General features: G+C 36.2%; 17 protein-coding genes and 1 pseudogene. 5 read left to right on the top strand and 13 right to left on the bottom strand.

The window, feature by feature from the left end; translation table 11 throughout:
- Positions 1-475: 475 nt before the first annotated feature.
- The 3 genes from B5D12_RS09280 to B5D12_RS09270 are packed head-to-tail and all read right to left on the bottom strand — an operon-like array spanning position 476 to position 2,867.
- Positions 476-1,819, bottom strand: coding sequence for a glucose-6-phosphate isomerase (locus B5D12_RS09280; protein ID WP_078756559.1), 1,344 nt, complete (start codon positions 1,817-1,819; stop codon positions 476-478).
- The gene (locus tag B5D12_RS09275) at positions 1,806-2,231 is read right to left on the bottom strand and encodes a CvfD/Ygs/GSP13 family RNA-binding post-transcriptional regulator (RefSeq protein WP_143412089.1); all 426 of its coding nucleotides are present in this window, start codon (positions 2,229-2,231) and stop codon (positions 1,806-1,808) included. The genes B5D12_RS09280 and B5D12_RS09275 overlap by 14 nt, the downstream gene beginning before the upstream one ends.
- Positions 2,232-2,288: 57 nt before the next feature.
- Positions 2,289-2,867 carry a peptidylprolyl isomerase gene (locus B5D12_RS09270; RefSeq protein WP_078756557.1) on the bottom strand — a complete coding sequence of 193 codons (579 nt, stop codon included), beginning with the start codon at positions 2,865-2,867 and terminating at the stop codon, positions 2,289-2,291.
- Positions 2,868-3,003: 136 nt separating this feature from the next.
- Here B5D12_RS09270 and B5D12_RS09265 point away from each other — a divergent pair, with 136 nt between their 5' ends.
- From B5D12_RS09265 to B5D12_RS09255, 3 genes are read left to right on the top strand one after another with little or no spacing between them, the layout of a single operon-like run.
- Entirely contained in the window at positions 3,004-3,489 is a 486-nt protein-coding gene (locus B5D12_RS09265; protein WP_200803025.1) for a divergent PAP2 family protein, read from the top strand.
- A 20-nt stretch (positions 3,490-3,509) separates the two neighbouring features.
- Positions 3,510-4,496, top strand: a complete 987-nt coding sequence (locus B5D12_RS09260) for an NAD(P)/FAD-dependent oxidoreductase (protein ID WP_078756555.1) — start codon at positions 3,510-3,512, stop codon at positions 4,494-4,496.
- Positions 4,497-4,521: 25 nt separating this feature from the next.
- Positions 4,522-5,019 carry a phosphatidylglycerophosphatase A family protein gene (locus B5D12_RS09255; RefSeq protein ID WP_078756554.1) on the top strand — a complete coding sequence of 166 codons (498 nt, stop codon included), beginning with the start codon at positions 4,522-4,524 and terminating at the stop codon, positions 5,017-5,019.
- 217 nt (positions 5,020-5,236) lie between these two features.
- Here B5D12_RS09255 and B5D12_RS09250 read toward each other — a convergent pair whose 3' ends face one another.
- Together B5D12_RS09250 and B5D12_RS09245 are read right to left on the bottom strand one after the other, a co-directional pair.
- Positions 5,237-5,956, bottom strand: coding sequence for a metallophosphoesterase family protein (locus B5D12_RS09250; protein ID WP_078756553.1), 720 nt, complete (start codon positions 5,954-5,956; stop codon positions 5,237-5,239).
- 13 nt (positions 5,957-5,969) lie between these two features.
- A complete protein-coding gene (locus tag B5D12_RS09245) occupies positions 5,970-8,156 on the bottom strand; it encodes a Tex family protein (protein ID WP_078756552.1) in 2,187 nt (728 codons plus the stop codon).
- 240 nt (positions 8,157-8,396) lie between these two features.
- Here B5D12_RS09245 and B5D12_RS09240 point away from each other — a divergent pair, with 240 nt between their 5' ends.
- Positions 8,397-9,854 (top strand): NCS2 family permease, encoded by a 1,458-nt coding sequence (locus tag B5D12_RS09240; RefSeq protein ID WP_078756551.1) that lies wholly within the window; start codon positions 8,397-8,399, stop codon positions 9,852-9,854.
- Positions 9,855-10,466: 612 nt separating this feature from the next.
- Here the strand turns inward: B5D12_RS09240 and B5D12_RS09235 are convergent.
- From B5D12_RS09235 to B5D12_RS09200, 8 genes are all read right to left on the bottom strand, one after another.
- Entirely contained in the window at positions 10,467-11,819 is a 1,353-nt protein-coding gene (locus tag B5D12_RS09235) for a D-serine ammonia-lyase (protein ID WP_200803024.1), read from the bottom strand.
- Between the two features lie 163 nt (positions 11,820-11,982).
- The gene (locus B5D12_RS09230) at positions 11,983-12,495 is read right to left on the bottom strand and encodes an HD domain-containing protein (RefSeq protein WP_078756550.1); all 513 of its coding nucleotides are present in this window, start codon (positions 12,493-12,495) and stop codon (positions 11,983-11,985) included.
- A 601-nt stretch (positions 12,496-13,096) separates the two neighbouring features.
- On the bottom strand, positions 13,097-14,491 hold the full coding sequence (locus tag B5D12_RS09225; protein ID WP_159443921.1) for a L,D-transpeptidase family protein: 1,395 nt from the start codon (positions 14,489-14,491) through the stop codon (positions 13,097-13,099).
- A gap of 172 nt (positions 14,492-14,663) precedes the next feature.
- On the bottom strand, positions 14,664-15,215 hold the full coding sequence (gene ntdP / locus B5D12_RS09220; protein ID WP_066125266.1) for a nucleoside tri-diphosphate phosphatase: 552 nt from the start codon (positions 15,213-15,215) through the stop codon (positions 14,664-14,666).
- A 312-nt stretch (positions 15,216-15,527) separates the two neighbouring features.
- Positions 15,528-15,797 carry a metal-sensitive transcriptional regulator gene (locus tag B5D12_RS09215; RefSeq protein WP_078756548.1) on the bottom strand — a complete coding sequence of 90 codons (270 nt, stop codon included), beginning with the start codon at positions 15,795-15,797 and terminating at the stop codon, positions 15,528-15,530.
- Entirely contained in the window at positions 15,781-16,083 is a 303-nt protein-coding gene (locus B5D12_RS09210; protein WP_078756547.1) for a rhodanese-like domain-containing protein, read from the bottom strand. Before B5D12_RS09210 ends, B5D12_RS09215 begins: the two co-directional genes overlap by 17 nt.
- The gene (locus B5D12_RS09205) at positions 16,076-17,734 is read right to left on the bottom strand and encodes an FAD-dependent oxidoreductase (protein ID WP_078756546.1); all 1,659 of its coding nucleotides are present in this window, start codon (positions 17,732-17,734) and stop codon (positions 16,076-16,078) included. Before B5D12_RS09205 ends, B5D12_RS09210 begins: the two co-directional genes overlap by 8 nt.
- Positions 17,735-18,049, bottom strand: coding sequence for a rhodanese-like domain-containing protein (locus tag B5D12_RS09200; RefSeq protein ID WP_078756545.1), 315 nt, complete (start codon positions 18,047-18,049; stop codon positions 17,735-17,737).
- 541 nt (positions 18,050-18,590) lie between these two features.
- Here B5D12_RS09200 and B5D12_RS09195 point away from each other — a divergent pair.
- A pseudogene (locus B5D12_RS09195) lies at positions 18,591-18,787 on the top strand (RNA-guided endonuclease TnpB family protein); the annotation flags it as partial.

Below are 18,787 nucleotides of genomic sequence, written 5' to 3'. Positions count from 1 at the left end.
GCCAGGATCAAACTCTCATGAAAGTTTCATGAGTCGTTTCAGACTCTTACTATTTACTAGCTTGTATGTTTATAGAGTTACCACTCTGTCTCGAATTTATATTCGGGTATGTTGTGATAATTCAAATGAATTATCCCCTACACATTTTTGGTGTTTGTCTTTGTTCAGTTTTCAATGAGCTTCGTTGTTGCTTAGTTAAGCAACTCCTATATAATATCACGTTTGATTGAAACTGTCAACAAGTTTTTTCAACTTTTTTTATTTCTTTTTCAATCTTTCGTCTTGTTCTATTGGAACTCCCTTATAATATCATGATATCTGACACACGTCAACACTTTTTTTACTTTATTTTTACATTTTTTACATTTTTTCTGTAAAAAGCTGTTTTTTTCCATAAAAAAGCGAAACGGAGCCTTTTTTAGCTCCGTTTCTTTTTTTGCGTTTTAAATAATTTTATCTCATATTGAAAGAAATATTATAAGCGTTCATTTAATTCTTTTGCCAAATCTTCGAATCCTTCTTTACCTAATAAAGCAAACATGTTTTTCTTGTATGCTTCGACACCTGGTTGGTTAAATGGATTCACCCCATTTAAGTAACCTGAAATAGCGACTGCAATTTCGAAGAAGTAAATTAAATGACCTAATGAATATTCATCCATCGCTGGAATCGTCACTAATAAGTTTGGCACTTGACCATCAGTATGAGCTAATAATGTTCCTTGGTAAGCTTTAGTATTAACAAAGTCAACTGTTTCTCCTTCTAGGTAACGTAAGCCATCTAAGTTTTCTTCCATTTTTGGAATTTCAACATCATGACGAGGTTTTTCTACTTTAACAACTGTTTCGAAAATATTGCGTTTACCTTCTTGGATCGTTTGACCAACAGAGTGTAAGTCAGTTGAAAAGTTCGCACTTGATGGATAAATACCTTTCAAGTCTTTACCTTCTGATTCACCATATAATTGTTTCCACCACTCAGAGAAATATTGCATTCCTGGTTCATAGTTCACTAAAATTTCAATATCTTTACCTTTACGGTGTAAGATATTACGGATTGTTGCGTATTGATAAGCTTCATTAGTTGCTAAATTTGGAGTGCTATATTCTTTCATTGCATCAGCAGCACCCTGCATTAATTGATCAATGTCAGCTCCAGATACAGCAATTGGTAATAAACCTACTGCGGTTAAGACGGTGAAACGGCCACCGATACCGTCCGGAATAACAAATGATTCGTATCCTTCAGCGTTGGCTTCTTCTTTTAATGCACCGCGTGCTTTATCTGTCGTTGCATAAATACGTTTTGTTGCTTCTTCGGCACCATATTTTTCGATTAATTTCTCTTTGAATACACGAAACGCGATGGCTGGTTCAGTAGTAGTACCAGATTTGGAAATAATGTTAACAGAAAAATCACGGTCACCAATGATATCTAATAAGTCATGTAAGTAAGTAGATGAAATACTATTACCAGCAAAGAAAATTTGTGGCATACCTTTTTTACCTGCTTTTACATTATAGAAAGAATGGTTTAAAAAGTCGATGGCAGCACGAGCACCTAAGTAAGATCCACCAATACCAATTACAACTAATACTTCAGAATCGTTTTTAATTTTTTCAGCTGCTTCTTTAATACGCGCAAATTCTTCTTTATCATAAGCTTCTGGCCAATCTACCCAATCTGTAAAGTCTGCACCAGCACCTGTTTTTTCTCTTAACATTTTATCTACTGCTGTGATTTGAGTTTGTAATTGAGCTAATTCGTTTTCTCCTACGTAATTGCTTACTTTTGAATAATCAAATTTAATATGTGCCATTATTACTATGCTCCTTTTGAATTTTTTTGTTATAGCGATCTGTTTCTATATTTTCAATGCCTTCAGCAATCCATTCCGGCATCTTTTTATCTAAGGTTGTAAAACCTATCGAAGGTGTAAACCTTTTGCGTCTTTTCTTAGGTCGGGCGGGAAAAGGAGGTGTATTGACCTTAATCAAGGCCCGAATTGACAAACTGATTTTTTCAGTATATTCATCAATATCAACAACGATAACCTTTACCTTGTCCCCTACCTTAAAAAATTCATCAAAATTAGATACAAAACCATGTCGACATTCAGATATATGGATTAGTCCTTGCTCTTCTTCTGATAGACTTACAAAGACACCGTAGTTTTGAATTCCAGTGATTACACCTTCGACAATATCACCAATTTTAAATTCTGTCACAATATCGTCTCCTTCTAAAACCACTTTTAATTATACTTCAGTTTTGTCGTTTTGCCAATGTTACTTTACAGTAATTGATTCAATAACAACTGGTTTTTGTGGTTTATCTTGGGCGCCAGTTTCGACAGCTTCAATGGCTAAAACATTATCAAAGCCATTTTTAACATGGCCAAAGACTGTATGACGTTGGTCTAACCATGGCGTTCCACCATCTTTAGCATAAGCTTCGACGATCTCTTCTGGGAAACCTAAATCTTTCATTTGAGCTAACATTTGAGTCGGTACATTGCTTGCCGTTACAATAAAGAATTGACTACCATTGGTATTGGGACCAGCATTCGCCATTGATAAAGCACCTCTCAAATTAAATAAATCACGCGAGAATTCATCTTCGAATGACTGTCCATAAATACTTTCTCCACCCATTCCGGTACCGGTTGGGTCACCACCTTGAATCATAAAGTCTTTAATCACTCGATGGAAAATAACGCCATCATAATAACCTTTTTTCGCTAATTCAATGAAATTTTCTACAGTTTTAGGTGCTTGTTCTTTGAATAATACCAATTCAATATCACCATAATTTGTATGTAAAATTACATTCGATTCTAAATTCTCTACATTTATTTGTGGGAACATCAATTGTCCGCCTCCTTCAATTTTACTTCCATTCTATCTTACCTTAATTATATTCAAGTTTCAAAATTTTTTGGTGCTATATTAAGGTTTTTTTGTTATGATATAAGATAACAAGAAATTGGAGGAACTATCAAGGATGAACTTTCCACTTATTAGCTCGCTCTTTGCGATTATTTTTACTCAATTTATTAAATATCCCATTGCTAAATATTTTAGAAATTCAAATACCAATATTGACATCGTCACCTCCACCGGTGGTATGCCGAGTTCTCACTCCGCTGCTACTAGTTCACTCATTACAGCTTTAATCTTGCAATACGGTTTTAGCTCGCCCTATGTAGCGATTGCGACCGTGTTCGGCATTATTGTAATGTTTGATTCGATGGGTGTTCGTCGTCAAAGTGGTGAACAAGGTTTAGTTTTAGATCAAATTGCCAAGCAACATTTAGAAGAAAATCCTAACCACTCGATTGGTGATTATGATTACGATAAATATAAGGCGATGGTTATCAAGAAATATTTAGGCCATAAACCCAGTGAAGTCATTGTTGGCATTATGACAGGAATTATGGTAGCATTCTTTTTAAACCGAATCTTTAGATTCTTTATAGAAATGCAATAATATGAAAGGAACATCGACATTTGGAATTATTTGATATAACAATTATAGGTGGTGGGCCCGTCGGGTTATACACCGCCTTTTATGCGGAAATGAGACAAGTAAAAGTTAAAATTATTGAAAGTTTAGAAAACTTAGGTGGGCAACCGGCACATCTTTATCCTGAAAAAACGATTTACGATATCCCGGCTTATCCAGCTACTTCAGGTATCGAATTAACAAACAACTTGGTTAAACAATTGGAATTATTTGAAACCAATATTGTACTAGGTCAAAAAGTGATAAACATCATCAAAGATGACCAAGAGCATTTTTTAATCGAAACAGATAAGGAAACACATTATTCAAAAACGGTGATTATCGCCATTGGTAATGGTGCTTTTAGTCCTCGTAAATTGAATTTACCTGAAGCCGCTCAATATGAAGCGCAAAATTTACACTATTATGTTAATCAATTATCACAATTCGCCAATAAAGAGGTCGTGATTTGTGGTGGTGGTGATTCGGCCGTGGACTGGGCATTAATGTTAGAACCCATCGCTAAGTCTGTTACATTATTACATCGCCGTCCACAATTTAGAGCGCTTGAACACAGCGTGAATCAATTGATGCAATCTTCAGTTAAAGTCATGACCCCTTACATTCCAAGTCAGATTATAGGGGATGGTCATACGTTGAATGCGATCGAAATCACTCAACCTAGAGGTGACGAGAAATTAACAATAAAAGCGGATCATTTTATAATTAGTTACGGCTTTTCGTCAAGTATTGGTAATGTGAAAAATTGGGGCATCAATGTTGAACGGAATCTAATTCCCGTGAATTCTGCTTATGAAACGAATGTTAAAGGTATTTTTGCGGTAGGAGATATTGCCAATTACCCTGGTAAAATTCGCATCATAGCTACTGGTTTTGGCGAAGGTCCGACTGCTGTAGGTAATGCAATTGAACAATTCAACCCTGGAGCTGGTCGTCAACATATTCATAGTACCAGTTTATTTGAACAGTAATATTTAAATTAGAAAGGAAATTAGTATGTCTAAGAAATTAATAGAACAAGAAATTTTAGAACAACACGCTTATAATCTATTAGCTGAACGTGGTGTTTCGATTGAAGAAATCGCAACTATCGTTTATGAATTACAAGCACCTTATGTCAAAGACTTAACGATGGAAGAATGTATTCATAATTTAAAAATGGTCATGAAAAAGCGTGAGGTACAAAATGCGGTCATTACCGGTATTGAAATTGATATCGCTGCAGAAAAAGGGGTGTTCTCACCTACTTTAAGTGACTTATTAATGCGCGATGAAGGTTTATACGGCATCGATGAAATCCTAGTACTATCCATCGTCAATGTCTATGGTTCGATTGGGATGACCAATTTTGGTTATGTCGACAAAATTAAACCTGGGATTATTGGAGAATTAAACAGTCAAAAAGGCGAAAAATGTAACACCTTCATCGATGATGTTGTTGGAGCACTTGCTGCTGCAGCGGCTAGTCGTATCGCCCATTCTCAAACTAAATAATAAAAGATAAAACAGGCAAAAGAGAAGCAACTAAAACTTCACTTTTGCCTGATTTTTGTTTGTTATCTATTCTACTCTACTGAATTGTAGCCACGTTTTGAACCTCATTAACCAATGATTGTTACACTGAAACTTTACAAAACTTCCTTAACTGTTGTAACCACACACTGAACATCATGATTCAATGGTTTTGTATGTTCTCATTTAGCGTTCTATTTTAATGATGTGTGACATGATCTTCTTTTAATAGTTCTCCGGATTGTGTAATATGAATCCCAATTAAGTCACCGCCATAAACAGCACCACCATCGATACCAAACTTTCCTTGATGATGCCAAGTTGATAAATCTCCTGGTGTGGCATTTAAAAACTTAACAGGTGTATGACCAAAAATAATTTTTTTACCAGTTCGATTATCGCCCAGATGAAAAGGGTCACGAATCCAATAAAAATCACTTGGTTTGGATTGCTGCCAATTGGTTAATTGTAAATCGACCCCCGCGTGAACAATAATCCATTCACCGTATTCAAGATACAAAGGTAAATTTTCTAACCAAGCCATCAAATAAGGATAATTTTCGGTTGTTAAATTAACCAACTTATCCAATGGATAATCATTTATCTCATCCAGGGCTAAGTGATTAAGTGAAGCTAAAGTCGTAGCTCCTCCATTTCTTTGATACAAATCCCATGCCTGATTAGGATGTTGTAAAAAATCAAGAAAAAGCGCCTCATGATTCCCCCTAATCACTTTTGCATCGTACTCTTTTTGTAATGACCAAACTAACTCAAGTGTTTTAAATATTTGCGGTCCGCGATCAATTAAGTCGCCCACAAAGATTAATTCCTCTTCTTCAGGAGACCAATAGGTTAAAAGCTGCTTTAACATTTGGTATTCCCCATGTATATCACCTATTACAAAAGCACGCTCTTTCATGTGGCACCTCCAATTAATGAATTTTAACTAATTTCAATCCTATTCTTTGTTTATCTAAGTCTAATTGAATGACTTCAACATCGACAATTTGCCCCACCGCTACAATCTCATTCGGATGATTCACACGACGTTTATTGGTTAATTTAGAAATATGAATTAAGCCATCTTGTTTTACACCAATGTCAACAAAGGCACCAAAGTCAACGACATTGCGTACCACCCCTTCTAAATCCATTCCAACTTTTAAATCTTCCATTTTTAAGACATCACTTCTTAATTGTGGTGTCGGTTGTCCATCACGTATATCCGCCGTTGGATTTTTTAACCCTTCAATAATATCGATTAAGGTTTCTTTCCCGACGTTTAATTCTTTAACTAATTGATTTAAATTTAATTTTTCTAATTGTTCATTCGCTTCTTTTGAACCTAACGCTTTTTGGTCAATCGCTAATTTCGCTAAAATTTGCTCAGCAATCGGATAGCTTTCCGGGTGAATATTCGTTTGGTCAAGTGGATTACCTCCCCCTAAGACACGCAAGAAGCCAATGGCTTGTTCATAAGTCTTAGGTCCCATCCGTTTGACATCTTTCACTTGTTCACGATTTGAAAAATGACCCAACTCTTCACGCAAATCTACAATGTTTTTGGCTGTAGTCTTAGTTAAACCTGAAACGCGTTGTAATAATGGTATACTAGCGGTATTAATGTCGACACCTACTTGGTTGACAGTCATATTCACCACGAAATCTAATTGTTCATTCAATGATTTTTGTGCTACATCATGTTGATATTGACCCACACCAATTGATTTGGGATCAATCTTAATCAATTCTGCCAATGGATCTTGCACTCGACGAGCAATACTTACCGCACTACGTTCAGAAGCTTCCCAATCCGGAAATTCTTGACGCGCAATCTCACTGGCACTATAGACAGAAGCTCCGGCTTCACTTACCACCAAATATTGAACTTTTCGATCCAGAGAATGAATCACTTCACTAACAAATAATTCAGATTCACGACTGGCCGTTCCATTGCCGATCGCAATTAATTCCACCTGATGACGATTAATAATATCAGTTAATTGTTGGCCAGCTTTAGCCCATTTCGCTTCATGTTGTGCTTTGGTATCAGCTCCAACCGCTTTTTCATGTGGGTAGATAACAGCTTTTTCTAATACCGCACCAGTTTCATTGATGACAGCTAATTTGCATCCTGTTCGATAAGCCGGGTCAAAACCTAACACTACTTTGCCTTTTAATGGTGCAGTTAATAATAAGTTACGTAAGTTTTCACCAAACACTTCAATCGCTTGTAAATCTGCTTTTTCCGTTGTTTCTGCACGTAACTCTCGTTCGATAGCCGGCCCAATAAATCGTTTGTAACTATCTTGAATGGCATTTTGGATAAAAGCTACTTGCGCTGTAGGTAAATCTGCTTCAATAAAACGTTTTTCAATATAACGATAAACCGGCTCTTCATCAATGTTGATTTTTACCGTAATAACGTCCTCTCTTTCCGCACGATTAATGGCTAAAGTATTATGTTCTTTGACTTTATCCAATTTTTCAGAGAAATCATAATACATATGATAAACTTGTTGCGGGTCTTTTTCTTGATTCTTTAAACTTGTTTGAACGATCGCATTATAGCGACTGTATTTACGGATAAATTCGCGGTATTTTGCATTATCGGATACTTTCTGAGCAATAATTTCATGAGCGCCTGCTAATGCTTCTTCAGCGGTTGTCACCTCATCTTGAATAAATTCACTCGCTTTATCGCTGAGATTAATCGGTTCTTTATTTGATAATATCCAGTCTGCTAATGGTTCTAAACCTTGTTCAATCGCCACCATTGCTTTAGTACGACGTTTTTGTTTATAAGGACGATACAAGTCTTCTACTTGTTGTAATGTTTGGGCTTGTTCAATTGCCACTCTTAATTCTTCGGTTAATTTATCTTGTTCTTCAATTAATCTCGTCACTTCTTCTTTACGAGTTGACAAGTTAATTAAATATTGATGACGTTGCTCTATAGTGTATATTTGAACTTCATCTAATGATCCAGTCATCTCTTTACGGTAACGGGCAATAAAAGGGATGGTACTGCCCTCTGCTAATAATTTTAATGTTGCTTCAACCTGTTTGATTGAAATACCGGTTTCTTTACTAATCTGTTGATTAAATAATTCTGACATAATATCCTCTTTCTGATTTGTATACTAAACACAACTTTTAAATCATTTCATAATGATGATTATAACATATTTCTACTGCTTTGAAGCCATTAAGCACTCATTTTGACTAATTTTATGCACTCTATTTCTAAAAACACGAACATTCAATTCGAAACGAATGATATATTTAATTTTCTTGTTGAACGTTCTGATTCTTTTGTTATACTCATTCTGTATTCAAAAATTTAGGAGGTCTTTTTTGTGGATAAATTTTTCAAATTAAAAGAAAATGGCACCACTGTTTCAACTGAAATTTCTGCGGGGATTACGACATTCTTAGCAATGTCTTATATCATGTTTGTTAACCCGTCAATCCTTGCGTTAACGGGTATGCCAAATCAAGCAGTCTTTTTAGCAACGGTCTTTGCTGCTGCTGTATCAACTTTAGCGATGGGCTTATTAGCGAATGTCCCTTATGCTTTGGCACCTGGTATGGGGTTAAATGCATTCTTCACTTTTACGGTTGTATTTGGTTTAGGTTTTACTTGGCAAGAAGCGTTGTCAATGGTATTTATTTGTGGGGTCTTTAATGTTTTAATTACGGTTACTAAAGTACGTAAATCTTTAATTAAAGCTATCCCAGAAAGTTTACAACATGCTATTTCAGCTGGGATTGGTGTTTTCATTGCATATATCGGAATTAAAAATGGTAACTTATTACAATTTACCATCGATGGGATTAATTTAATTTCAGTCAATGGGGGCGATCCTACCGCTGAATCATTCCCTGGTGGTATTTCATCAGTCCTTGCGAATAGTGGGGCAGTGCCAGAATTAGTTAACTTTACCAATCCTAGTTCTTTACTAACGCTTATCGGTTTAGCTATTACGATTGCTTTAATGATTCGTGGTGTAAAATCAGCTATTTTATTAGGTATTATTTTAACAACATTAATTGGAATTCCTTTAGGCGTAGTAGATTTAGGTTCAATTGATTGGACAGGTAATTCTGTTGCGAGTGCTTTCGCAGCTTTAGATGAAACGTTCTTAGTTATTTTCACACCAGCAGGTTTACCTTCGTTATTTGGTGATATCTCTCGTTTACCAATTGTTTTAATCACTATTTTTGCTTTTAGCTTATCAGATGTTTTCGACACAATCGGTACTTTCATTGGGACTGGTCGTCGTACCGGTATTTTCTCAGATGAGGATATCAATGCTTTAGAAACTAGCTCTGGATTTAATTCAAAAATGGACCGTGCTTTATTTGGCGATTCAATCGGTACTTTAATTGGCGCTTTATTCGGAACATCGAATACAACAACCTATGTAGAATCGGCAGCAGGAATCGGTGTAGGTGGACGTACAGGTTTAACTTCTGTTGCAACTGCTTCAATGTTTATCCTTTCAATTTTTATCGCACCAATTATCGGCATTGTGCCAGCATCAGCAACGGCACCAGCTTTAATTTTAGTCGGGGTGTTAATGTTATCATCATTAGCTGATATTAATTGGACTGACTTTGCTGAAGCTGTACCGGCATTCTTTGCTTCCATCTTCATGGGCTTAGCTTACTCTATCTCATACGGAATTGCAGCAGGATTCTTTGCTTATTGTTTAGTAAAAATGGTTCAAGGTAAAACCAAAGAAATCCACCCTATCTTATGGATCTCAGTCGTTTTATTCGCAATTAACTTTATTGCTTTAGCTATCATCTAAAAATTTCATATCAAAGGGAGCGGGCACGAACTTTTTAAATTCTGTTCAGTCATGTCTATTTAATTCAAAGCGCAGTGGTTGAATGGTCTCAACCTGCGTCTTAACGAGTTAGTTATAAACATAAAAAATTCAATCAAGTTATTGCTCGATATTTATAAGCGCAGTGGTTGAGTGGCCTCAAACTGCATCTTTCGACTTGTTTGAGGCCTACTCAACTGTGCGGGGGTAGGCCGACGGAGCGAAAATTATTCAATTTTCTACTTCTGGTCTACTCCCAACTGTGCGGGGGTGGGTAGACGAAGCGAAAATCAACTGATTTTCTACTTCTTGCCCACTCCTCTTTTTTGTTTCTATATACTCAACTAAAAACCATAGGATCGACGTCTAATAGACGTTCTCCTATGGTTTATTAACTCGATGCATCTTACGGATGTCATCTCAATTTCAAAATCACCCTTACCGATTAATTTTATGATTTTAAACAATCACTAAAGGATTTATTTAATAGCTACCCAACTAAAAAAACAAAACCACAAAGCATAAACAATCCTCTAATGCACTGCTTAAATCTGATCAATATCGAAAATTCTTAAGATATTCTACCTTAATGACTTATTTATTGATGACAGCTAAACCTTCTTGATAAAAAACTTCCATATCAGCAGCAGGAACCATGCTACCACCTGTCGCCCAAGCAATATGAGTGGCGTTTTGCATTTTATCTTGTAAGTTCTTCATATTAATATAGTCTTGTCCTTCAGCTGTGGTAAATAGACGTACTGGTCCAGGTACACCGGCTAGAGCGGCTGGTTCTAAATTAATCGCTTCTAAGTCAACCATTTTAGATAATAAAAGGTGCACTTCCTCTTCTTCTACTGAGTAACCACCATCGAAGAAATTACTCATTAATTCCGCAACAAATCCTGACGTTCTAGGAACAGCTAAACCATCCATACATGTTTTTCCATCGATTTTAAAATCATCGACCGATACTTTATCAAATTGTTCCGTGATTTGCCCTAGTAACATTGACGGCATGTGAGTCGGTTGAGCAAAGAAGCAATGAACATTATCACCATACACTTGTTTTAAACCAAAGGCCGTACCACCAGGGCTGCCTCCAATACCACATGGTGAGTAGACAAACAATGGGTGATCAGCGTTTACTTTAATACCCATTTCTTCTAGTTGTTTTTCTAAGCGAAGAGCAGCCACTGTATAACCTAAAAATAATTCTACAGAATGTTCATCATCGACAAAATATGATTTTGGATCTGCATCTGACTGAGCACGACCTTGCCATACTGCTTCAGTGAAATTGGTCTCATGTTCGATAACGGTCACACCTTTAGAACGCAATAAGTCTTTCTTCCATTGTTTTGCTTCAATCGACATATGAACTGTCACTTCAAAACCTAATTTAGCACTCATCACACCAACGCTGATTCCCAAGTTTCCCGTCGTCCCAACAACAATCTTATATTGGCGGAAAAATGACTGGAATTCCTCACTCGAAAATTTGGTATAGTCATCTTCAATGCCATTTAACAAATCATGTTCTAGCGCTAATGTTTCAGCATATTTTAACACTTCGTAAATAGCACCACGTGCTTTAATCGTTCCAGCAATTGGCAAAGTGTCATCACGTTTTAAATAAAACTCGCCTAGTATGGTCGTATTATACTTATCTTCTAAATATTCTTTTAATGGTGTCAGTTTTGTTAAGCCTGATTCAATTAAACCATTCATTGGCGCCGTCTCAGGAAATTCTTGCATAATAAATGGTGCAAAACGCTCTAAACGAGCTTCGGCATCTTGAACATCTGCCATTGAATAAGCTACCTTTTTAGATGCTTCTTCAAAATTATCTTTATGCTTATTGACCCAGAAAACTGGTTTTAAATTCATAATATCATTAAGGTACTGAACTTTTTCAGACCATTCAATATTGTTTATCTTTGTCATATTAATCCTCCTGATAAGTTTTACTTCGTCATTGTATCAAATTTCACACTGTCTGAGTGCTATTTTGTTGATTTTTATTTAAATTCTCATTTAACTGAAAAAAAAGAGCACTTTTCAGTACTCTTCAGTCATTTTATATATATAATTTGGTAGAATCCGTTGATTATAATAGAAAACTCACTAATTTTTTACTCTGTCTAGCCGATTGATCTAAACAGAAATGATAAAAGCCTGCACCCAACTCAAAGATGGCGGCTTGTTTGTCCATGACTGTGACAATATAACTTTCTGGGTATTTAGGCAACTCTCTAGTTGCACCAAACATATGTTTAACGATAATATCTTGTTCAAGATCTGATATCTCAGTAATTTTTAAAGCGTTTTGTAAGGCAATTCGTGGGTGTTCCCAATTGTGCCCCTTACCCCCTACTTGATGTTTATCTGCACTATCATAGTAGAACAAATCATGGAGTAAACCTGCACGCGCAATGGCACGTGCATTAAGATTAAAACGTTTTGCCCAACGATAACTACGATACGATACCGATAAAGAATGCGATAAACGGTCTGTCACTAAATGATGAACGTAATTCTTTAGGCATTGTACCTCTTCTAATTCAATTAAATCTTCAATCAACGCCATATATTCTACATCATTTTGCCAATCCAAAGCCATTTAAACACTCCTTGTTGATTAATTCAAAATCATTATAACAAAAACATTTGCATTTTTGTTGAAAATAAGATGTAAAATTAGTTAAATATGTAAATTTTATATGAATTTTATTACCATTATAACAGTTGGTTTCATAAGTTTTTATGAAAACGCAAACATATATTGGGAATAATCTTGAAAAATGAAAACAATCATTTCCGCTGATCTTGCAGAAAAACCGGAAAGCTATCTTGAAAAATAAAAAAGGATATTCGCGTTGGCTTTGACTACGACAACAGCCTTACGTATTCGATTTGTAAAATAACAATGAGTAAGCGAATACGTAAGGCTGTGCAAAACTTTTTAAATTCTTTTCAGGCATATCTATTTAATTCAAAGCGCAGTGGTTGAGTGGTCTCAAACTGAGTCTTTCGACTTGTTTGAGGCCTACTCAACTGTGCGGGGGTAGACCGACGAAGCAAAAAATATTCAATTTTCTACTTCTGGTCTACTCCCAACTGTGCGGGGGTGGACAGACAAAGCGAAAATCATTTGATTTTCTACTTCTTGCCCACTCCCCTTCCCGCTCACTCCATCAGTGATATAAATAGACCGATTTTCTCTAGTAGAAAATAATGACTGGCATGCCGTAGTATACTAATTCAAAAACTTGTCCCATCACACTTGGTGGTGTGTTAACACATCCTAGGGAGCCCGAATTTAAATAAGCTTGTCCACCAAAAGTCCCTTGCCAATTAGCATCGTGAATCCCTTGGGCTTGATCGTCAAAGGCAATCCAATATTGAACCGGTTGTTCATAATCAACATCTGTATGTGGATTATAGCCTCGCAATACCGAGGGTGACTCCATATTCCATACCCGATAGGCTCCCGGTATAGTATTGGTACCTGTTTTTCCAGTTACCACTGGTGTTTGCAATACTAGAACACCGTCTAAGTAAATAAACATGGTTTGATTTAAAATATCGACTTCAACATAAGAATTACCGACACTATCCCCCATACCATAACCATCGCCACCGATAACAGGTTCACGAGTAATGGTCGCTCCCTCATGAATATCAGCAATGATATTGTCAGGCTCGGTATGACGGTCAATATACCACCCATAGGTTCCTGGTTGGATTGTAACCTCTCCTTGATAAGTACTCATAAATTGACGAGGCTGAAAAAGACCGGCATATTGATAATTTAATTCACGTACATAGTCTTCAACTAACGCTCGATCGACTTGCGGTGCACCTTCTTCATCAATATAAATCCAACTCGCAATATTCTCTTTTGGTATGGTAACTTCATTACCATCGAAAGTTAAGGTTATTTGACTTGATTCCATTAAAGCAATTTTCTTCAGATTATCATTCAATGTTGAGTCTTCTTTTTTAATTTGTGGTTGGATATAGGCATCTTTCAAATCGACTTCTAATTGATTATGATTAAGAGCTGAAAACAATGTTTGAGTCATACTTTCGTTATTAATTTGATTACCGTACACTTCTGGAATAATTGAAAAGACATTGTCATCATCTAAAATATAGGCATCTTCAGCAGGCGTTCTTTCTTCATTATTGACCCCTAAGCTATAAATTAAATTCGTAATGATCGCCTCATCAAATCGAACGGTTTCTGGAGTCACTTGCAGTTCTGACCGCTTCAGTTTAAGTAATGCTAATGGCCAATCAGTAGCATTTTGTTCGGCCATTAATTGGGTTAATTGTTCATCGAAATGACTGGTTACGCCTAAATCTTTCAAGGCCACAGTCCCAATGGGTTGTTCTTTTTCACTAAATAATATGGTTTTATTTTCTAGTTCACTCTGAATTTTAGTCTTTGCTGATTCAATTGATTGATTACTAATCGATTGTCCGGCTACTGTAGTACTTGGTAAATAATGCCCTTGATAATATAAGACACCGATTCCATAAATCAATAATAATAAAAGAATTACTCCGCCAGCAATCCCAAAACCTAATTGCTTGTGACTAAACTTTGACAATTGCATACTCCCTCACCTCTGTCTATTCTCTCTCATTAATTATAGATAACTCTAATAAAATGAGCAATTAGAATGCCTATGTTCTAGCTTATATTTCAATATTATAACATACTTTTGAATATAAAAAAACACCGCTATTCGCGGTGATAACAAACAGTGAATTCATACTATTTTAGTTAAATTTTCCTCTTTTACGATGGGTTAATTGGATATAACGTTCATACCAGATTTCAATGAATTCCGGTGAGAACGGTCCTTTCTCTTCTTCAATCCATCGTACTAGCTCTTGGATATTATATTTTAAAATACGATCAATTTCATCTGGATAATGATATTTTCGTCCATGAATTTCGTATTCATCAAGATCTAATAATCGCTTTTCGCCATCTGGAAACACTTTGATATCTAAATCGTAATCGATGTATTTCAAGGCTTCTTGATCTATTAAATAAGGAGAAGCCAAATTACAATAATAAGTAACACCGCGTTTGCGAATCATCGCTACAATATTAAACCAAAAATGTTTGTGATAATAAAGTAACGCTGCTTCACGAGTTACCCATCTGCGACCATCAGATTCAGTTACCAACGTATGGTCATTACAACCGATAATCGACTGATCACTAGTTTTTAAAACCATTGTATCACGCCAAGTACGATGTAATGAGCCATCATGTTTATAACTCTTAATAGTGATGAATTCACCCTCTTTTGGTTGTTTCATCACTCATCCTACCTTCTGTTTGTCAATCAAGATGACCAAGGTCATCTTCCATCTTTAATATTGTAACACACTTGTCATTAAATAGGTACATAAATACAAATCATTTTCACAAACCAAGCGAAATATTCGTTAAATTATATTTCCAATCAGAAAGCAAAAAATGAGCTGTATAAATAGAATGGGCCAGAAGTAGAAATTTGATTGATTTTCGCTATGGGCTCCCTCCCTCGCACAGTTGGAGTGGTTCAGAAGTTAAAAATTGAAAAACTTTAACTTCGTCTACCCCCTGGGTTATTGCCCAGCATATTTTGCTTATTTTTTAATAATCATTTGAATTGCTTGATTAATTTTGGCATTTTGTACTTCCGGTTCAGCTTCAGGATTTTCTAAGCAATCACGCAAATTTTGTGCCACAATAATGCCCATTATGCGATCAACACTTGAACGAACTGCACTTAATTGAGTAATGACATCTATACAATCCTGTTCTTCTTCAATCATTTTTTGGATTCCTCTTAATTGACCTTCAGTTCTTTTTAATCGATTTAAAATCGATTTATCGCAACTAGTCAAATGCAACATCACCTTTCCATGCCGACATTCCACCCATCACATTGGTCACATCAAACCCATGTGCACTTAAAAATTCACATGCCATAGCTGAGCGTCCACCAGAATGACAAATAACATGATAATGTTTCGATGAATCTAAATCCTTGACCAACTCACTTATTTGACTCAAAGGTAGGTGGAGGGCATTTTTAATATGTCCATTATTATACTCATCCAATTCCCGAACATCAAGTACGGTCAAATCATCATTTTTTAAATCTTGTTCAAACTCATCTATCATTTTGCTATTATACATGTACAATTTCCTCCGGTTTCATTAAATGATACAGTGAGAATGCTCCATCTAGGTTCTCTACCGTAAATCCATGTTGTTTTAAAATACGCTCACCAATATAACTACGTAAGCCACTATGACAAGTGATAACATACGGTTGGTTCTTATCCAATTCTTCTAATCGCTCGCGTAATTGATCGAGTGGGATATGAATCGCCTCTTTAAAACGACCATTGCGTTGTAATTCCCCATCATTACGTACATCTATCAATACTTTGCCTTTAGCCAATTCATCGTTTAATTCATACCATTGAATGGAGTCCGTCACACCCGTTGCTAAGTTAGAAGCTGCATAACCCGCCATATTAACGGGGTCTTTCGCTGAACCAAATGGTGGTGCGTAAGTAAATTCTAATTCTGGCAAATCAAAAATCGTTAAGCCACCTTTAATGGCCGTTGCTATAATATCAATTCGCTTATCAACACCATCTTTACCGACGGCTTGTGCGCCATAAATTTCACCGGTTTGGCGATTAAAGACTAATTTTAAATGAATATCTTCAGCACCAGGGAAATAACTAGCATGACTCTTACCACTAATATGGACCACTAATGGGTTTAAATCAGCTAATTTAGCTGAACGTTCATTTAATCCAGTTGAAGCAGCAGCCATTTCAAATACGCGCACAATCGCTGTTCCAATACTGCCTTTATTGCTACTTTCTAAACCAGCAATAATATCAGCCACTTGACGCCCTTGACGGTTAGCTGGGGATGCTAACGAAATCAAAGCATCTTGACCGGTAATTTGTTGTTTCACCACAATGGCATCTCCGACTGCATAGATATCGGGTACATTCGTACGGTATTGGTCATCGACAACAATCCCTCCACGCAAACCTAATTCAATTCCTGCTTCTTTGGCTAAGCTATTTTCCGGTTGCACACCGACCGATAAAATATTTAAATCGGAATTTAAGGTAGTGCCATCTTCCAATACTAAGGTATGACCTTGCTCTTTAAATTCAACTACTGATTGATTAGTAATAACTTTAATATTATTTTTTTCTAGTTCTAACAAGATATGTTGAGCCATTTCTTCATCTAATGGCGGTAAAACATGCGGGGCTTTTTCAACTATTGTAACTGCTAAACCTAATTTTGCTAAGTTTTCTGCCATTTCAATGCCAATAAAGCCAGCACCAATTACCGTTGCTTGTTTAACTCCATCATCATTCAAGTTAGCCATGATGTCATCTAAGTCAGGAATACTACGTAAAACATGGGTGTTATTAGATGCCTCCAATCCAATTATCGGCGGGACAAATGGCTTGGCTCCTGGTGATAAGATTAGCACATCATATTGTTCAGTTGATTCTTGCCCTTCACTTTGAACTGTCACCGTTTTCGTTTGCGGGTCAATCGATAATACTTCCGTATTCGGTCTAACATCTAAATCAAAGCGAGCGCGTAAAGCTTCAGGTGATTGAACGATTAATTTTTGTCGCTCAGCAATTTCGCCAGATACGTGGTAGGGTAATCCACAGTTAGCAAATGACACATAAGGTCCCTTATCAAACACAATTATTTCTGCATCTTCCATTAATCGACGTAATCGAGTTGCAGCTGACATTCCACCTGCGACACCACCAACAATCAAAATCTTTTTCATTTATTTTCCTCCTTTTATTTGCCCATGCCAGGCATTCATTCCACCACTAACATTTTTCACTTGATACCCTTTTTTCAATAAAGCTTTGGCTGCTTGACGACTTCTCATACCACTTTGGCAGATCACTAAAATAGGCTTGTCTTTACTGCCTTGAAATAATTGTATTTGCGCTAAAGGATGATTGACTGCACCTCTTATATGTCCACTTTTAAATTCTGCTGGTGTCCGCACATCCAATAATTGATACTTTTTTAATAGCTGATTGTTGATTTCATCAGCTTTAATTGCTTCTACTCTGGGTCCAAAAAACCACATAAGCTACCTCCTTGTAATCTGATCCTTAATTTTATATACCCCTATGGGTATAATTAAACTATATTATTTTACTTCTGTCAATTATAAAAAACCATTTGATAGAATTATTTAGAGGCTGGGCATAAACTTGATAAATTTAATTAAGATTATTGTTAGTTAATTAAAAGCGCAGTGGTTGAGTGGTCTAAAACTGCGTCTTAACGACTTATATGAGGACTACTCAAACTGTGCGGGGGTAGGCCGACGAAGCGAAAATCATTCGATTTTCTACTTCTGGTCTACTCCCAAATGTGAGGGGGTGGGCAGACGAAGCGAAAATTATTTAATTTTCTACTTCTTGCCCACTCCCTTTAAGACGAAGTTTGAGGCCACTAAACCATAGCGCTTTTCATTTACAAGCTGTCAGTTAAGGAAACCTAGGTATTAATACCTAGGAGGAATTAGCGAAATAGACAGCTATTTTTATTGATTTTACTAGGTTATCGTTTATGTTTTTACTAAATAGATAGTATAATGTATTTAAGAGAAAAGAGGTGACAAGATGCAGTTAACGAAAACGATTAAAGTGCAATTATACCCAAGTGCTAGTGATATTGAAAAATTCGAAGAAACCCAACAACAGTTTTTAAACGCTTGTAATTTTGTTTCGACATATATCTTTGACCATGACTTTGAATTAGGTCAAACGACTTTGCATAACGCCTTGTATCATCAGATACGTCAGGATTTTGGACTGCA

Source organism: Globicatella sulfidifaciens DSM 15739 (assembly GCF_900167405.1).
GTDB lineage: Bacteria > Bacillota > Bacilli > Lactobacillales > Aerococcaceae > Globicatella > Globicatella sulfidifaciens.
The sequence above is the reverse complement of the archived record's forward strand: the minus strand, read 5'-3'. Positions and strand labels throughout refer to the sequence as shown.